This is a genomic window from Thalassotalea hakodatensis, from assembly GCF_030295995.1.
Taxonomy (GTDB): Bacteria; Pseudomonadota; Gammaproteobacteria; order Enterobacterales; family Alteromonadaceae; genus Thalassotalea_C; species Thalassotalea_C hakodatensis.
In genome coordinates, this window is sequence record NZ_AP027365.1 from 3073486 (window position 1) to 3090134 (window position 16649).

Sequence of the window (16649 nt, forward strand, 5' to 3'; positions counted from 1 at the left end):
TATTTTGCAACGTTTTTGTACTCCACCCCAAATAAATAACAAGGCATTAGCTCGATTTATGATTTCAGATTCGGTATTCACTATTGGTCAATGTCAAGTGATTCCCATCGAATACGCTATTTGTTTTTCCAGACAAGAAAAGCAATCACTCCAACCCAAATTTATAGAACTGCTGTGTTATTTAGCAAAAGAATACCCACGCGTTATTCCCAGAGATGAGTTAATTGAAAATGTTTGGAATGGTAATCAATACGTTGGCGAAAAAGCGCTAACCAATGCAATTTGGCATTTGCGCCAAAACCTGCAAGGTGCAGATGGCGATAGTGAAGTCATTGAAACAATTAGAAAAGTAGGTTACCGATTATTAATTGAGCCTGTTTTTTTACACGAACCTGAGCGCTCTCAACCGTTAATCACTGAAGAACAAGTCGTTCCTGCAAACCAAGCACCAAAAGGCATTATTGCCTTAGCTGTAGCATTAATCGGTTTACTTGCCATTGTGATAATGCAGCTAACACAACCTAAGCAATATAACGACCTCGTAGTTAGTGAAATTACCAAAGAGCCAGGTACAGAGCTGTTTGCGTCCCCATCACCTGATGGCAGAAAAATCGTGTTTAAGTGGAGTGGAGAGCAAGCAGATCGTAATTTATATTTGCAAGATCGTAATAACAATGATCGTCCACCTGAGCAACTTACTTTTGGTAATAATCACCTTAGTCATTCTGTATGGAGTAACGATGGTCAATATTTATATTTCGCCAAGCGCGCTGCCGATCGCAGTCAATGCCACGTTATTCAGTTAAAAATAAAAACGCGAGAAGAAAATCCAATTGTAGATTGTCCACTAAAAGGAGGCTACTACTATATTGATATTTCGCCTGATGATAAAACCCTCGCGTTTCACGGTTTCCATGAACCTGCCGATGAAAATGGCATTTATTTTATTGACTTAACCGACCAACAAAGCCAGCCGATTCGTTTTTCATGCAGTATTGACTGCGGTTATAAAGATAGAGACTTTAAATTTTCCCCGGATGGAAAGCATATTGCAGTTACGCGACGTGTTAGCCGTTTTAATGAAAATATTTATTTGGTCAATCTTGCTAGCAAAGAAGCCACGGCGATAACCACCAATGAAGAAGATATTGTAGGCTTAACTTGGCACCCGTCAGGTAAAAAACTGGTATACGCTGCGCAACGTGCTGATAAAAGATCTGGTCATATTGTTGATATCAAGAATAAAGAAACCGCACAAATTGATATAGATGGTTTTAGTTACCCAGCGTTTGCAACACAAAGTGGTGAGTTGTTTTTTCAACAGCGAAGCGAGAAGTACCATTTAGCAACATTAGCATTAGACAGTGATATCGTATCTACGCCCTTTCCGTTGATACAATCAGAGTTTAGCCACCACCACCCGCATTATTCTCATAAACAAAATAAAATTGCTTATGTCTCCAATGAGTCTGGCTATTATGAGCTTTGGTTAACCGATACATCAGGTAAAAACCGAACGCAATTAACCTTTTTAGAACGGTCAATACGTTACCCTCGATGGTCACACGACGGCTCTAAAATAGCGTTTCTTGCCCCTATTGAAGGTAATGAATCTGATAAAATATATATTTATCATATGGACACGCAAAAACTGTCTATCGTGCCGAGCCAACATAAAGTACATAACCGCCCTACGTGGTCATGGCAAGACGATGCCATTATTTCCGCAGTTTATGAGAGCGAATATGTGGACTTACATCAAATAGATGTAAAAACAGGAGACAGCAAGCGCTTAACGTTTGATGGTGGTCGTTTTGGTGTTATGACCTCTCCATCGACGTTAGTGTATACCGCAACCAAAAAAGGACTTTGGCAAAAAGAATTAGATAACAATTTATTTAATGACAGTCCCTTAGAGAAAATATCTGGTAAAGATTTTAGAGTCACGTACGCGTGGGAGTATACCGAACAAGGTATTTACTATCGTAAAAATTATCGACGTTACCACCTTATTAGCTTTTACAGTTTTGCCACACAAACCAGTACACCTTTAGTTAAATTACCGAAAGATTCTTTAGGTTCAACGACCAATTTATCAACACTGGCGAGTATAGATACCTTATTGTTTACCCAAGCTGACTCCCCCCAGTCAGATATTAAAAAGTTAACGCACCCATTTTTACAAAATTAACGCTCTGTATTCCAGTTAAAGAAGTAAGCACCTAGCGATAAGAATACTGTAGTCATCACTGCCATTATCGCTAAGTGGTAACTAATGTCTGCTAAACTTGCACCTTCTGTAATAATTTTTCGTGCGCCTGACACTAAATGGGTTAAAGGTAAAAAGTCAGCAAAAACTTGTAAACCTTTAGGCGCACCTTCAAGACTAAACCATACGCCAGAAAGCATCATCATTGGCCAAGAAACTAGATTCAACAACCCACCCGTAAGCTCTTCACTTTTACTTCTTGATGCCATTAATAACCCTAAGGTGATCAAACTCGTTGAACCGAGTAAACCAACAATAAATAAGTCAACGTAGCTGCCTAACATATAAAAATTAAAAAACACATTACAACCAAGATAAATAACACTCGAAGTAAGCATCACAATAATGATACGTGATGCTAATTGCGCACTAACAAACTCTAATGCCGTTAGTGGTGTAGCCTTCAACCGCTTTAATACTGCATTTTTTCTATACCTTACAATGACATATCCCACACCAAACAAGCATGAAAACATCATATTCATTCCCAATATACCCGGTAACACCCAATCAACGTAGCGTATTTTTTCACCCGTAGTCGTTAATGCTTCAAAGCCTGATTGTTCGGCTAAAAATATTCTTTCAACTAAATAACCATTAGGAGAATCTTGATTGATCCAATACCGTTGATTGGTAAAATCAACCACCATGTCAAGGCTATGATGAGCAAGCTTAGTTTGGGCAAGAGCTACATCTTGGTAATCAACAAAATCTATATACTTCGTTTGCAGAAAGTTTGATTCAACCTTTGTTAAATCTATCACACCGACTTTATAAGCAGCTTTACCATCACCAGAGAAAACAAATGACAACACCACTAACAAAATTACAGGAAACAGAATACTCCAACCTAACGATGACTTATCCCTCACAAACTCTAAATTACGTGCCTTAACGACAGCTAAAAACCGACTAATGTTCATATTATTCTCTCAAAGAATGACCGGTTAATTTTAGAAACAGATCATCAAGATTCGGCGACTTTACATGTAGCCCCGTTAGTGAAATATTTTGCTTTATCAAATACGCTAATGTTTGTTCAACGGTTGACGTGGAAATTACCACTTTATTACCTTCGATCAACCAATTATTTTCTGCCACTAAATGTTCATCTATATCTTCTATAGGCAGATTGATAAAAACATCCTTAAAGTGCCTTGAAAGTAACTGGTCAGGCGTGCCCTGTTCAATAACTTTGCCTTTATCCATTATTGCTACATCGTCACAAAGTTGCTCTGCTTCGTCCATATAATGAGTCGTTAAAATAACTGTTTTATTATTGGCTTTAATTTTACCTATCAATTGCCAAAAATTTCGTCTTGCTTGTGGATCTAACCCCGTTGTTGGTTCATCTAAAAAAACAATATCAGGGTCATTAATTAGTGCCAATGCTAATAACAAACGTTGCTTTTGACCGCCAGATAATAGGCGATTATCTCGCGATAAAAAATCACCTAAATCACATAATTCAATTAAACGTTCATGGCTTATTGTTTGTTGATAAAATGAAGAGAACAGATTAAGTGTTTCTTTTACCGTTAGGAAATCTTGCAAAGCGGTATGTTGAAATTGAATGCCTATTTGCTGAGCAATGGCAGTAGTCGCAGGTTTTCCGTAGTACTTCACTTGACCAGAGGACGGCTTAATGATCCCTTCCATAATTTCGATTGTTGTTGTTTTTCCTGCGCCATTTGGACCTAACAAACCGAAACATTGACCTTGGTTGATGGAAAAGTCTACGCCATCTACCGCATTTAACTCACCATATACTTTTGTTAACCCTTTTACTTCAATGACCGGTGTCATTAAATCACTCCATAATATTACTTACACATCAGATAGTAACGCTTAATTCGGCGCTTCACAACATCAACAAGCACTTAATGCGATTAATTATCATTTGCATTTATTTCAATAAATGACTACTGTTATATTTCGGTTGTCAAAGCAAGGAAAAACCATGACAAGAAATAATGCTAACCCACCAACAATAGAGCTTGCGCAAGTAGCCATTCCACAACATTTATTAGCAACATTGATCACATCAGGCGTGGTACATGGCAACGAGTGCCAAAGTTTAAATACTGTCGCAAAAAAAGTTATTTGGAAAAGTTTATTAACGAGCTGTTTAGCTACAAAGGAGTCCTAACAATGAAGGTGTTCGATCTAAAAAAGCAATACGCAACAACCCCTGAGCAATGGTTAACTATTCTACTTAACACGTATTGTTGTGCCCCCAGCCAAGGGTTGGCAAAAACTATTGTTCACTATATTGAGAAAGTGATCATGTCAGCAGATTCTTCATCAGAAACAGCAAACCTATGTGATTATCACACAATGCATCGGTTTTGGTGTTGGCAATGTCAACGCTAGTTCCACCCTATCAACAAATTAAATTATGCAATAAGATCTGTAACTGTTGTTGAATTTGCTTTTTACCCGAAAATGAAAACACTTTGCTAATATTAGCATCACTCTGTTGCTGTAAAAGTTTAACAACCATAAAATCTAAGGCGATTTCAGCGTTAGAAAACAACGTGCCTATTATAATATCTTCTGCTGCTACCTTATCATTAGTCAAATAATGCAACGTCCAAAGTTGCAAGCTAAAAGCACTTTGTAAAAATTGCATTTTTTTATCGGTAAATGCTTTAACAACAAGATTATCAGTTGATGTTAAAGGGGGTAACCATCGTGACTTTCCAGTGCGCATTAACTGTCGAATTAATGATGCTGGTAGCTTTTGAAATACACTAGGTAAATAAAAAGCTATTTTTCGATAAAATTGTTCAGCCAAAGCAAGTTCAATTTGTTTAGCCTCGTCATTTAGGGCTTTTAACATTAACGCGGCATGCTCACCACTCGCTTGTACTTTTGACAGACCAAGATTAACAATAGTAAACCCATTTTTTTGCCAAAACGACACAATCGCTTGATTTGCAGAAAAACTGGTTGATACAAAATCAACAGATAATTGTTTTGCTTCTGTGGCTACAAAACTAAGAAGTTTACTTCCAACGCCTAATTGTTGCATACCCTCGGGAACAGCAATTCTATTTATGCGCCAATATCGATACTTAAAGGCGTTTTCAACCGATAGATGTCTGAGTAAATATTGCGGAATAAATTGGTTAGTCAATTGCTTTTCATGGTTGATCACCGAAGCAACGTCGTCATTGCTGGCATTGCCTTCTTCAACGATCAACGCTACTGCGTTCACTGAACAGTTTTCTGTTTGATAGCCTATAACAATTCGTACCGCTTCATTGTCGAGCAGTAATTTTAAATCAGACGGCGTGGTTTTATAATGCGCGTTCATGAGCACGGCAAATATTTGTGTCAGTAAGGCATTATCTCTAATTAATTCATTTTTATTCACAAATCGAAACCGTTGTGCCGATGCGTTATGCTTTATTAGTAAAGGCTCGTGGTGGCAATCAAACAAAAAGGTAGCATAAATGAGCGTTTCTAATGGATCATTTTCACGCCAACGGATCGGCTGCTGAATATGTATTGCGCGATACTGGGGGGATATGTTAGCTAATAAACGCTGAAACTTAATGGCAAATCCTCTACCTGCTCCTTCATAACCATGTTGTGTTGATGAAAACACAATGCGTTTAAAGTGTTCAGCAACCGTTGATAATAAATGTACCGGAATTGCCGCTGCTTCATCAACAAGCAATAATTGACATGTCGGTTTAGTTTCGAGTAACACATCTATTGGAATAAATCTTACAACATGTTGTTGAAATATAAACTTATCTTTCGTCAATGTACCTTGTGGACAATGTAATGAAAGTTGCTGAAAAAACACGGTAATTGCATTTATGGTTGGTGCACAAATAATAATGGTGGTTGGTGGTTGAGTTGTTTGCAATAAAAGGTGAGCACTTGCCAACGCTAGCGCGGTTGATTTTCCACGACCTCTATCAGCGGTGAGTACTAACGGACGATTTCTATGACCTGATGCAACACGTAAAATACTGTCGACGGCGTGTTGTTGCTCCAAGGTAACACACCCGTGTTTAAGTGCTGTAGATTGCTTTTCAAGTGCGCTTTTTTTTACTGTGTCAACTTTTGGTAACATTGTAGGAGTTAACTGAACAACGTCAGGATCTAGAGTGAAATGATCGATAATACGTTGCATAAAAAGACTCGTTTTACACGTGCTTGGTTTTAGCCATAGCAGCACCCCTCCCGCTTTTATAGTCCCTGATAACGCAGCAAACGCATCGGGATGAAAATCAGGTTCAGCAAAAATCACCACGTCATTTTCACGGCCCAATTGATGTCGATAATTTTTAATGTTCCCAGTTAAATACGATTGGGACTCTCCCCACAAAAAAACTTCACCGTCGTGCTCATCATAATAATTATAAAATATTTCCGCTATTTGGTTTTGCCATGATAAATCACCCTCTGCAATAATCAGTCGTCGTTCATATGCAGCTAAAATATCAGGCTGCCATGATGATAACCATTGAAATACCTCGTCAGTAGAATGCACAACTATTACTCAATACTCTGTAAATAAGTAGCTGGCTATCATACCAAGCAAGCTTCAAATTCTAAACTATACTGAAAAAATATTCTCGTTACGGATAAATAATAAACATTGATACAGATCAATATGTTTTATCTGATAACAAACATAATAGGCATAAATACATATAAGGATAGAAGCATGGAACAAAATATATCCTCAGAGAAACAGCGTAAATACGAAAAGAATACCTTCCTTTTTCTTGCGGTATTTTTAGCGCCAATCTTATCAGTCATTATCGTTGGTGGGTTCGGTTTTATCGTCTGGATATCACAGATGTTGTTTGGCCCACCTACTTCTTAAGAACGTTTAACGGGTAGATAGTAACAATCATCAACCGTGGAAGGTTACGAGAAGAAAGTTTAAACGTTTACCGCATGAGATTTCTTATGAAAGCAACAAACAGCAAACAAACAAATGATGGTTGTACAGAATCAACCGAATACCATGTCGCCAGTTTTGTGGCACATATTACTCCACAACAAACAAATGCGTTCAGCCAAGAAATTGAAGCGCAACATGGCGCACAAGTCCACGCAGTTAGTAACGATGGCAAAGTTGTTTTTACTATTGAAGCTCAACACCAAAAACACATTGCGTTTGTTGTTGAACAGTTCAGAAATTTTATCGGGCTTTACAGTTTATCGCCCGTTTATCATCAATTTTTAACCGAAGAATAAGGTGACAAAATGAATATTAATCGCCGAGAATTTATTAAAGCTAATGCTGTAGCCGCTGCTGCTGCCGTTGCAGGTGTATCGGTGCCAGCATCGGCGTCAAACTTGATCACCAGCAGTGATTTAACCAAATTAAAATGGGATAAAGCCCCTTGTCGGTTTTGTGGTACAGGATGTAGTGTCAACGTTGGGGTCATGGACGGTAAAGTGGTTGCGACTCATGGTGATATTAAATCACCAGTTAACCGCGGTTTAAACTGCATTAAAGGATATTTTTTATCGAAAATTATGTATGGCAAAGATCGCTTAACAACCCCCTTGCTGCGTATGAAAGATGGCAAGTTCGATAAAAATGGTGATTTTGCACCTATCACTTGGGATCAAGCGTTTGACATTATGGCAGAAAAAGCAAAACAAACGCTTAAAAAAGTAGGTCCTACAGGTATTGGCATGTTTGGTTCTGGCCAGTGGACCGTATTCGAAGGATATGCTGCCTCTAAATTATTTAAAGCGGGTTTTAGAAGTAACAATATTGACCCAAATGCGAGACATTGCATGGCCTCAGCCGTTGGCGGCTTTATGCGAACATTCGGTATTGATGAACCAATGGGCTGTTATGATGATATTGAAGCAACCGACGCAATGGTGCTTTGGGGCTCTAATATGGCAGAAATGCATCCTATTTTATGGACAAGAATCACAGACCGCCGTTTAAGTGCCCCCCATGTGAAGGTAGCCGTGCTTTCTACCTTCCAGCACCGTAGTTCTGATCTTGCTGATAACAGTATGATCTTCACCCCACAAACTGATTTAGCCATTTTAAATTTTATCGCTAATTACATCATTACTACTGACCGTGTTAATAAAGACTTTGTCAATAAACATACTAATTTTCGTATGGGTAACACTGATATTGGCTATGGCTTACGCGAGGATCATCCTTTACAAAAACGTGCGAAGAATAGCGGTTCAAATGCTGGTGGTTCGAAAGCAATTAACTTCAAAGAATATGCTGAATTTGTGAGTACTTATACCGCAGAGTATACTTCTCAACTGTCTGGTGTCCCTATTGCAAACTTAGAGGCATTAGCAGAATTGTATGCCGATCCTAACACTAAAGTCTGTTCTTTTTGGACCATGGGGTTCAATCAGCATACCCGCGGTGTATGGGCAAACAACCTTGTGTATAACATTCACTTATTAACCGGAAAAATATCAACCCCTGGCAATAGTCCGTTCTCATTAACAGGTCAACCTTCAGCATGTGGAACAGCGAGAGAAGTAGGTACGTTTTCACATCGTTTACCCGCGGATATGGTTGTTAGCAACGATAAGCATAGAGCGTTTGCTGAAGACAAATGGAAGCTTCCTAAAGGCACAATACCAGCAAAACCCGGCTACCACGCTGTAGTGCAAAATCGCATGCTTAAAGATGGCAAACTCAATTTCTATTGGGTGCAGTGTAACAATAATATGCAAGCCGCAGCGAATATGAATGAGGAAGGTTATCCTGGTTATCGTCATCCAGATAATTTCATTGTGGTGTCTGATCCATACCCTACCGTAACCGCACAAGCAGGTGATTTAATTTTGCCTACAGCTATGTGGGTAGAAAAAGAAGGTGTGTATGGTAATGCAGAACGAAGAACACAAGCATGGTATCAAATGGTTGAAGCGCCACAGGGGGCTAAATCAGATCTTTGGCAATTAGTCGAATTTTCGAAGCGTTTCGCTATTGAAGAAGTGTGGCCACAAGAATTACTGGATAAAAACCCTTCATACAAAGGTAAATCGATGTATGAAGTGCTCTTTGAAAATGGTCAAGTAAACAAATTTTCAATCAACCAAGTACCAACAGACAGACTGAATGATGAAGCTCGCCACTTTGGTTTTTATATCCAAAAAGGCTTGTTCGAAGAATATGCCAGTTTTGGTCGAGGAAAGGCTCATGATTTAGCGTATTACGATCGTTATCATGAAGAACGTGGGCTTCGTTGGCCCGTCGTTGATGGTAAAGAAACTCGCTGGCGTTTCAAAGAAGGTTCAGACCCTTATGTAACCCCTGGCAGTGACTTTGAATTTTATGGCAAGCCTGACGGTAAAGCGGTAATTTTTGCCCTACCTTATGAGCCGCCAGCAGAAGTGCCAGACGCACATTACGATTTGTGGTTATCAACGGGCCGTGTATTAGAGCATTGGCATTCAGGCTCAATGACACAGCGTGTACCTGAGCTTTATAAAGCAATGCCTGACGCGCTCGTTTATATGCACCCAGATGACGCTAAAATGCGAAAAATGCGACGTGGTGATTTAGTAAAAATACAATCCCGCCGCGGTGAAGTTCAAACCCGTGTAGAAACCAGAGGGCGCAATAAGCCGCCTAAAGGCTTGGTTTACATGCCGTGGTTTGATGCCAGCAGATTAGTCAATAAAGTGACCTTAGATGCAACAGATCCACTTTCGAAGCAGACAGACTTTAAAAAGTGTGCTGTCAGAATCGTCAAAGCTTAGGAGGATGTTATGAACAAAACAATGCAATATACCTATTCCACACTTTTGTCACTTTTGTTAATCACAACTACTGTTGCAGCTTTTGATGATGTTGCCACGTTAAGAAAAGGGAAAGCGTTAGATCAGCAATCCCCCTCTTCACCCATTGCCAATGTCATGAACAATGATATAAAGCAAGCCAGAAATTATCCTATGCAGCCGCCAGTGATCCCACATAAAACGCGTAACTATGAGGTGAACTTAAATACCAACAAGTGCATGTCGTGCCATAGTAGGAAGCGCACAGAAGAATCTCAAGCCCCCATGGTAAGTGTTACTCACTATATGGACAGAGACGGCAATTTTCTCGCAGAGATATCGCCAAGACGCTATTTTTGCAATCAATGCCATGCCACGCAAACTGATGCAAAACCCTTGGTTGATAATACTTTCATTGATATGCATAGCTTAATGAAAACGAAACAAAAAAGTGAAAATTAGGAGTGTATGATGAAAAAAATCATTAGCATTGGCTGGCAAACGCTCAAAAAGCCCAGTGCATACTTTAGTTTAGGCTTTCTCGTTATTGGTGGCTTTATCATGGGCATTATCTTCTGGGGTGGTTTTAATACCGCATTAGAAGCAACGAATACGGAACAATTTTGTATTTCTTGCCACGAAATGGAAAATAATGTTTATGAAGAAATGAAAACAACTATTCATTTCTCGAATCGTTCAGGGGTACGTGCAACCTGCCCAGATTGCCATGTTCCACATAAATGGACAGATAAAATAGCCAGAAAGATGCAAGCATCGAAAGAAGTGTGGGGAAAAATATTCGGCACAATAAACACCCGAGAAAAATTTCTCGCACATCGCCGACGTTTGGCGCAAAATGAATGGACACGCCTAAAAGCGAATGATTCTCTAGAGTGCCGAAATTGCCATAACTTTGATTACATGGACTTTACCGCGCAAAGTGGCAGAGCTGCTCAACAACATTCAACCTCACTTGCTAGCGGTGATAAAACCTGTATTGACTGTCATAAAGGTATTGCTCATCAGTTGCCCGACATGAAAGGCGTAGAAGGCTGGTAAAGTTAACAACCACTTTTTAATACTTGGCACTACTGTAATTTTTCAGTGGTGCTTTCAGCTCCCTTTCATCAACTATTATTAATCGTCAATTAAAACATTTTTTACGCTGAAAGTTTGACCGATAAAGTTTCCTTGCCTATGTTCACATTATTAGGATGAAAACTACGAAAGTGATATTCGTTATTCGCATGAACTAGGTATAAAAACATGACTTATGACAAACACGACGATGCGCACAATCAACAACTTAACAATGATGAGCCCGATGTGCATTCTTTACCTACAGCAGAAAACAACGCCAAAGTAAGACGGAAAATTGATGATTTGTTGGAGCAGAAACGTTTAAAAGACTTACTTGACGATTGGGATTCATCATAATTTTTATATCCTGCTTGTTTATCAGCAATAATTATTCTGTATTAACCGTTTAGTTAATAGCATTAATTACATTATGTTTTGCTGTTTCCTCATTCTTTTTCTATAAAACACATATCGTTATTGATAAAATGGTCAAATTCAAATACTGGAGTTGACTGCATGACCTTTTTAGAGAAGTTACGCTGCCTATTTACATTTGGCCAAGGCGTTGCTTTACCCTTACCTGATATAAAACCCAATCAATCCCCTTTTGATTTATTTCAACAATGGTTTGAAGATGCCAATAAATCAGGCATTTTATTGCCAGAAGCGATGTCAGTCAGTACCGTCAGTGATAGCGGTCAACCCAGTTCGCGCATGGTGTTATTAAAATCATTCAACGAGCAAGGTTTCGTTTTTTATACCAACTACGGCAGTAGAAAGCACCAAGAATTGCAACACAATGATAAAGTCGCATTGTTATTTCACTGGAATGTACTTCAGCGACAAGTGCGTATAGAAGGCTCTGTTGAAAAAATCACACCAGAAGAGTCTACACGCTATTTCCATAGTCGTGACCGAGGTAGCCAAATTGGCGCTTGGGCATCAAAACAAAGCCAAAAACTCAGTCATGACAATGCGATCAAGGAACAATTTGAAGCGTATCAACAAAAATTTTCAGGTCAAGAAGTGCCATTACCAGAATTTTGGGGCGGTTTACGCGTTAAGCCACACTACATGGAGTTTTGGCAAGGGAGAACGAGTCGACTACATGACAGAGTATGTTTTGAAAAGAGTAATAAAAGCTGGCAACAATATAAAATACAGCCTTAATAACGATAGATTGCGATACTTTTTATAATTATGTTAGGGTGAATAAAAGCAGCAAGGATTTAATACGTGAAGAAACTTTTAATTATCTTATTGTTAACGTTTTCAATGACGGGTAATGCAGAGTGTATTTTCGTTGAACTTGAACCATTTCCACCCGTTATAAACGATGATGGTTCAGGGATATTACCTGATATGTTAGCAGCCATTGAAGCCAAAACAGATTTATCTTTCCAGGTCACAATTGCAACCTATGCCCGAGCCAAAAAAGACTTGCATGACGGTAAAGTGAAGTTAATCGGATTAACCCCAAAAGGCAATGAATCGAAAAGCTTTTATCAAAGCGCAATAGAATTAGACTGGTTTTTTCAAGCGACAGTGGATATTTACGCACAAACCCCACAATACCTTAACGAAGAAAACTTAACCACCAACAGCATTGGTACTTTAACGGGGAATGCTGATTTTATGGCAATGGTGACAAACATTTCTAGAGAAAAGTTTATCGAAGTCAGCAGCCTTGAGCAGTTAGCTAGGTTAATCGTTAAAAATCGCATAAAAGCTGCGATTTTTGAACGCGCATCAATGATGAGTACCATCAACCGCTTAAAATTTTCCAACATACATTACAACAAACTAATTACAATTCCTGCAGGTCTTGCCGTTAATAACACTCGCGCAGGTCAAACATTAAAAAAACAGCTTGATAAAGCCTTATTATCTCTTAACACTCAAGCCTACTTAACGCCATTAAATAATTTTAATCAATTAGCAAATTCTGGCATAGTCACGACCATTTCGGACAAAAAAAAGCGTTAATCGTGATAAACATCGATTAACGCTTTTTCTATTAACTTGTAACTGTTTACTGACCAACCAATGCTAATAAAATACCAGCAGCAACCGCAGAGCCTAACACCCCAGCCACATTTGGCCCCATAGCGTGCATCAATAAAAAATTATGTGGATTAGCTTCTAAACCTACTTTATTAGCTACTCGTGCTGCCATCGGTACCGCAGACACACCAGCCGCTCCGATTAATGGGTTTACTTGCTCGCTACTTAATTTATTCATCAGTTTCGCCATTAATACCCCAGAAGCTGTACCGATTGAAAAGGCAACAGCACCTAAACCGAGGATACCTAATGTTTCAACGTTCAAAAACTGATCAGCACTTAATTTAGAACCCACACCTAAGCCTAAGAATATCGTCACAATATTAATAAGCTCATTTTGCGCAGTTGAACTTAAACGATCAACCACACCACATTCTCGCATTAAGTTACCTAAACAAAACATACCAACTAATGGCGTAGCCGCAGGTAAAAAGAAAATTGTCATCAACAAGACACCCAACGGAAAGATAACTTTCTCAATTTTGGTTACATGGCGTAACTGTGCCATTTCAATCTTACGCTCTTTTTCCGTGGTTAAAGCTCTCATGATTGGTGGTTGAATAATTGGTACTAACGCCATATATGAATATGCTGCGACGGCAATTGCACCAAGTAATTCTGGTGCTAACTTAGACGCTAAAAAAATGGCCGTTGGGCCATCTGCACCACCAATAATCGCAATGGCAGAAGCATCTTGTAACGTAAATTCGAAGCCAGGGATCGCATTCAATGCGATAGCACCAAACAATGTAGCAAAAATACCAAATTGTGCTGCAGCCCCTAAGAACAAGGTTTTAGGGTTCGCGATTAGCGCGCCGAAATCGGTCATTGCACCGACACCCATAAATATTAATAGCGGGAATATACCCGTATCAATACCTGCGTAATACACATAATGTAATAAACCACCTACCTCAGAAAATCCTGCAACAGGTATGTTAGTCAGTATGGCACCAAACCCCATAGGCACAAGTAGCAGTGGTTCAAAGTTTTTCGCGATAGCGAGAAATAAAAGCCCACAACCAACAAGCATCATAATAACCTGGCCTAACTCAAAATTTGCTAAGCCTGTTGATAACCATAAAGTATTTAACTGCTCCATGTTATCACCTACGCTAAAGTCAGTAAGGTTTCGCCAACAGTAACGGCATCCCCTTCTCTAACATGAATAGAAGCAACTTGACCTGCCGATACCGCTCGCACTTCAGTTTCCATTTTCATCGCTTCCATGATGATAACCACATCGCCTGCGGCAACCTCTTCACCTTCATCAACAAGTACTTTAAAAATATTACCAGCCAATGGGGCATTTAAGGTTTCACCAGCGCTGACAGATGCAGATTGTTTTATTTCAGCATCTGCAGTGGTAACTGAAGATACGCTACCACTTGGCCCAACGACAACATCAAACACTTGTCCATCCACACTGACCGAGTAGTTTTCAGTAGTTGCTGATGTTTTCTTCGTCGTTGAAGCTTCAGAAGTTGTCGCCTCTTTAGTCGGTGCTGGCTCAAAAGCATCTGGATTATTTCGATTTTCTAAAAATTTTAAACCTATTTGCGGAAATAATGCATAAGTTAACACGTCATCAATCACTTCATCCGCTAAGGTAATGCTTTTCTCTTTCGCAAGATTCTCAAGTTCGTTGGTGAGTTTATCAACTTCAGGTGTTAATAAATCAGCCGGACGACACGTAATTGCCTCTTTGCCGTCAAGTACACGATCTTGTAACTCCGTATTAACCGGAGAAGCCGTTGCGCCATATTCACCTTTAAGAACGCCAGCAGTCTCTTTAGTGATCGACTTATAACGCTCTCCCGTTAGTACGTTTAAAACCGCTTGCGTGCCGACAATTTGCGATGTTGGCGTGACTAACGGAATATTACCTAAATCTTCACGTACCCGTGGAATTTCTTTTAATACGTCATCAAACTTATCAGCAGCACCTTGTTCTTTTAACTGGTTTTCCATATTGGTTAACATGCCACCAGGTACTTGTGCTAGTAAAATACGCGCATCTACTCCTTTAAGACTACCTTCAAAGTTTGCATATTTTTCTCGAACATCCCTGAAATATGCAGCCACTTCAGCAAGTTTTTCCATATCTAAACCAGAATCACGCGCTGTCCCCTCAACAATAGAAACAATTGTTTCTGTTGGCGAATGACCATACGTTTGGCTCATAGATGAAATAGACGTGTCAATCACATCAATATCAGCGTCAATGGCTTTCATGTGAGTAGCAACACTTAAGCCGGTTGTGGCATGACAATGTAAAGCAATAGGTAATGAGACAGTTTCTTTAAGACGACTAATCAATTCTGCACCGTCATATGGCTTCAGCAAACCTGACATATCCTTTATACATAAAGAATGTGCTCCCATGTCTTCTAGCTTTTTAGCCATGGTTAGCCAGCCCTCAAGAGTATGTACAGGACTTTCTGTATAACTAAGCGTACCTTGCGCATGAGCACCAACATTCACTGCAGCTTTAATCGCAGTTTGAAGATTTCGAACATCATTCATGGCATCGAATATGCGAAAAACGTCTACACCATTGACATGCGCTCGTTCAACAAACTTCTCAACTACATCGTCGGCATAATGACGATAGCCTAAAATATTCTGGCCTCTAAATAACATTTGTTGTTTAGTTTTCGGCATTGCTTTTTTTAATTCACGAATGCGATGCCAAGGATCTTCTCCTAAATAACGAATACATGAATCAAACGTAGCACCACCCCATGACTCTATTGACCAGAAACCAATATCATCTAATTTTGATGCGATCGGCAACATATCTTCTAAACGTAATCGAGTGGCAAGTAAAGACTGGTGGCCATCTCGTAATACAACTTCGGTAATACCTAGTGCTTTTGACATGTGTATTCGCTCCTATGCTTTATCGCCATGTTTTTGTTTATATTGAGTAACAGCCGAACCTATCGCCGCAACGACTTGGGGTGTTACACCATTAGAGGCAATATTTGTTTTCTTTGCTTTAGGTTTTGATTTAGATTGAATAATAGGATCGGGATATTTGTTCGCAAGTTTTACTAGCACTAAGTTAATAAAAATAACCAGTAGCCCTAAAAATGCAAAAACAAAAACCATACCTGCTAACATTAATGTGCCAGCTTCAATAAAAGTTTCTAATAAACTGTCCATTTTTTATCCTAATCTAAAAAAGGTTGGAATTAGAATAATCACTCCAATTGGTAAAAAGCAAATATATTTTCGAGAACTCAGAAAAAAATTTTGAAGTCAACCCATAAAAGTCACATTTAAGCCGTGATATTCAATTATTTTCAATAATTATTCACATTTTTGTTATAAGAATTAATATTGTATACAATTACCAATTCCTATTTTTAAGGCTTAAGAACAAAAAAGACAGCATTGTATACAAAGTACAATGTGAGAACATTGAATACACAATGAATGATTAAAGGGTCAGGTACATTTTAAAAGCCTGAAACATGAT

The 16649-nt window shown here is 39.0% G+C and carries 17 protein-coding genes; 11 read left to right on the top strand and 6 right to left on the bottom strand.

Annotated elements, in window-relative coordinates:
* The first annotated feature begins 58 nt into the window (after positions 1 to 58).
* On the top strand, positions 59 to 2191 hold the full coding sequence (locus tag QUE72_RS13605) for a winged helix-turn-helix domain-containing protein (RefSeq protein ID WP_286269566.1): 2133 nt from the start codon (positions 59 to 61) through the stop codon (positions 2189 to 2191).
* On the opposite strand, the gene QUE72_RS13610 is transcribed toward QUE72_RS13605, so the two are convergent.
* Together QUE72_RS13610 and QUE72_RS13615 are read right to left on the bottom strand one after the other, a co-directional pair.
* On the bottom strand, positions 2188 to 3192 hold the full coding sequence (locus QUE72_RS13610) for an ABC transporter permease (protein WP_074496054.1): 1005 nt from the start codon (positions 3190 to 3192) through the stop codon (positions 2188 to 2190). The two genes, QUE72_RS13605 and QUE72_RS13610, sit on opposite strands and share 4 nt — an antisense overlap.
* A 1-nt stretch (position 3193) precedes the next feature.
* A complete protein-coding gene (locus QUE72_RS13615) occupies positions 3194 to 4075 on the bottom strand; it encodes an ABC transporter ATP-binding protein (protein ID WP_074496056.1) in 882 nt (293 codons plus the stop codon).
* 154 nt (positions 4076 to 4229) lie between these two features.
* On the opposite strand from QUE72_RS13615, the gene QUE72_RS13620 reads away from it, so the two are divergent.
* The gene (locus QUE72_RS13620; RefSeq protein WP_074496059.1) at positions 4230 to 4418 is read left to right on the top strand and encodes a hypothetical protein; all 189 of its coding nucleotides are present in this window, start codon (positions 4230 to 4232) and stop codon (positions 4416 to 4418) included.
* 2 nt (positions 4419 to 4420) lie between these two features.
* A complete protein-coding gene (locus QUE72_RS13625) occupies positions 4421 to 4642 on the top strand; it encodes a hypothetical protein (protein WP_286269569.1) in 222 nt (73 codons plus the stop codon).
* 10 nt (positions 4643 to 4652) lie between these two features.
* On the opposite strand, the gene QUE72_RS13630 is transcribed toward QUE72_RS13625, so the two are convergent.
* Positions 4653 to 6779, bottom strand: coding sequence for a GNAT family N-acetyltransferase (locus QUE72_RS13630; RefSeq protein ID WP_286269571.1), 2127 nt, complete (start codon positions 6777 to 6779; stop codon positions 4653 to 4655).
* A 177-nt stretch (positions 6780 to 6956) separates the two neighbouring features.
* Here QUE72_RS13630 and napE point away from each other — a divergent pair, with 177 nt between their 5' ends.
* The 8 genes from napE (at position 6957) to QUE72_RS13670 (ending at position 13087) form a co-directional block, all read left to right on the top strand.
* Entirely contained in the window at positions 6957 to 7118 is a 162-nt protein-coding gene (gene napE, locus QUE72_RS13635; RefSeq protein ID WP_074496065.1) for a periplasmic nitrate reductase, NapE protein, read from the top strand.
* Between the two features lie 86 nt (positions 7119 to 7204).
* A complete protein-coding gene (locus QUE72_RS13640; protein WP_286269574.1) occupies positions 7205 to 7495 on the top strand; it encodes a chaperone NapD in 291 nt (96 codons plus the stop codon).
* Between the two features lie 9 nt (positions 7496 to 7504).
* Complete coding sequence (gene napA, locus QUE72_RS13645; protein ID WP_286269577.1) at positions 7505 to 10003, top strand: nitrate reductase catalytic subunit NapA; 2499 nt, start codon at positions 7505 to 7507, stop codon at positions 10001 to 10003.
* 9 nt (positions 10004 to 10012) lie between these two features.
* Positions 10013 to 10483 carry a nitrate reductase cytochrome c-type subunit gene (locus tag QUE72_RS13650; RefSeq protein WP_286269578.1) on the top strand — a complete coding sequence of 157 codons (471 nt, stop codon included), beginning with the start codon at positions 10013 to 10015 and terminating at the stop codon, positions 10481 to 10483.
* A 9-nt stretch (positions 10484 to 10492) separates the two neighbouring features.
* Complete coding sequence (locus QUE72_RS13655; RefSeq protein WP_074496073.1) at positions 10493 to 11080, top strand: cytochrome c3 family protein; 588 nt, start codon at positions 10493 to 10495, stop codon at positions 11078 to 11080.
* A gap of 207 nt (positions 11081 to 11287) precedes the next feature.
* A complete protein-coding gene (locus QUE72_RS13660; protein WP_175573062.1) occupies positions 11288 to 11458 on the top strand; it encodes a PA3496 family putative envelope integrity protein in 171 nt (56 codons plus the stop codon).
* A 159-nt stretch (positions 11459 to 11617) separates the two neighbouring features.
* Positions 11618 to 12271, top strand: a complete 654-nt coding sequence (gene pdxH / locus QUE72_RS13665; protein WP_286269580.1) for a pyridoxamine 5'-phosphate oxidase — start codon at positions 11618 to 11620, stop codon at positions 12269 to 12271.
* A gap of 66 nt (positions 12272 to 12337) precedes the next feature.
* Positions 12338 to 13087 carry a type 2 periplasmic-binding domain-containing protein gene (locus QUE72_RS13670; RefSeq protein ID WP_286269582.1) on the top strand — a complete coding sequence of 250 codons (750 nt, stop codon included), beginning with the start codon at positions 12338 to 12340 and terminating at the stop codon, positions 13085 to 13087.
* Positions 13088 to 13133: 46 nt separating this feature from the next.
* Here the strand turns inward: QUE72_RS13670 and QUE72_RS13675 are convergent, their stop codons facing one another.
* From QUE72_RS13675 to QUE72_RS13685, 3 genes are read right to left on the bottom strand one after another with little or no spacing between them, the layout of a single operon-like run.
* Positions 13134 to 14267, bottom strand: coding sequence for a sodium ion-translocating decarboxylase subunit beta (locus tag QUE72_RS13675; protein WP_074496079.1), 1134 nt, complete (start codon positions 14265 to 14267; stop codon positions 13134 to 13136).
* Positions 14268 to 14275: 8 nt separating this feature from the next.
* Positions 14276 to 16048, bottom strand: a complete 1773-nt coding sequence (oadA, locus tag QUE72_RS13680; RefSeq protein WP_286269585.1) for a sodium-extruding oxaloacetate decarboxylase subunit alpha — start codon at positions 16046 to 16048, stop codon at positions 14276 to 14278.
* Between the two features lie 12 nt (positions 16049 to 16060).
* Entirely contained in the window at positions 16061 to 16333 is a 273-nt protein-coding gene (locus QUE72_RS13685; RefSeq protein WP_074496083.1) for an OadG family protein, read from the bottom strand.
* Between the last annotated feature and the right edge of the window lie 316 nt (positions 16334 to 16649).

Excerpts from the sequence above, each read along its gene's own strand:
- QUE72_RS13655 (WP_074496073.1), top strand. The coding sequence starts at position 10,493 with ATGAAAAAAATCATTAGCATTGGCTGGCAAACGCTCAAAAAGCCCAGT.
- QUE72_RS13615 (WP_074496056.1), bottom strand. The coding sequence starts at position 4,075 with ATGACACCGGTCATTGAAGTAAAAGGGTTAACAAAAGTATATGGTGAG.
- QUE72_RS13625 (WP_286269569.1), top strand. The coding sequence starts at position 4,421 with ATGAAGGTGTTCGATCTAAAAAAGCAATACGCAACAACCCCTGAGCAA.
- oadA (WP_286269585.1), bottom strand. The coding sequence starts at position 16,048 with ATGTCAAAAGCACTAGGTATTACCGAAGTTGTATTACGAGATGGCCAC.
- QUE72_RS13640 (WP_286269574.1), top strand. The coding sequence starts at position 7,205 with ATGAAAGCAACAAACAGCAAACAAACAAATGATGGTTGTACAGAATCA.
- QUE72_RS13660 (WP_175573062.1), top strand. The coding sequence starts at position 11,288 with ATGACTTATGACAAACACGACGATGCGCACAATCAACAACTTAACAAT.
- napE (WP_074496065.1), top strand. The coding sequence starts at position 6,957 with ATGGAACAAAATATATCCTCAGAGAAACAGCGTAAATACGAAAAGAAT.
- QUE72_RS13650 (WP_286269578.1), top strand. The coding sequence starts at position 10,013 with ATGAACAAAACAATGCAATATACCTATTCCACACTTTTGTCACTTTTG.
- QUE72_RS13685 (WP_074496083.1), bottom strand. The coding sequence starts at position 16,333 with ATGGACAGTTTATTAGAAACTTTTATTGAAGCTGGCACATTAATGTTA.
- QUE72_RS13610 (WP_074496054.1), bottom strand. The coding sequence starts at position 3,192 with ATGAACATTAGTCGGTTTTTAGCTGTCGTTAAGGCACGTAATTTAGAG.
- QUE72_RS13620 (WP_074496059.1), top strand. The coding sequence starts at position 4,230 with ATGACAAGAAATAATGCTAACCCACCAACAATAGAGCTTGCGCAAGTA.
- napA (WP_286269577.1), top strand. The coding sequence starts at position 7,505 with ATGAATATTAATCGCCGAGAATTTATTAAAGCTAATGCTGTAGCCGCT.
- pdxH (WP_286269580.1), top strand. The coding sequence starts at position 11,618 with ATGACCTTTTTAGAGAAGTTACGCTGCCTATTTACATTTGGCCAAGGC.
- QUE72_RS13605 (WP_286269566.1), top strand. The coding sequence starts at position 59 with ATGATTTCAGATTCGGTATTCACTATTGGTCAATGTCAAGTGATTCCC.
- QUE72_RS13675 (WP_074496079.1), bottom strand. The coding sequence starts at position 14,267 with ATGGAGCAGTTAAATACTTTATGGTTATCAACAGGCTTAGCAAATTTT.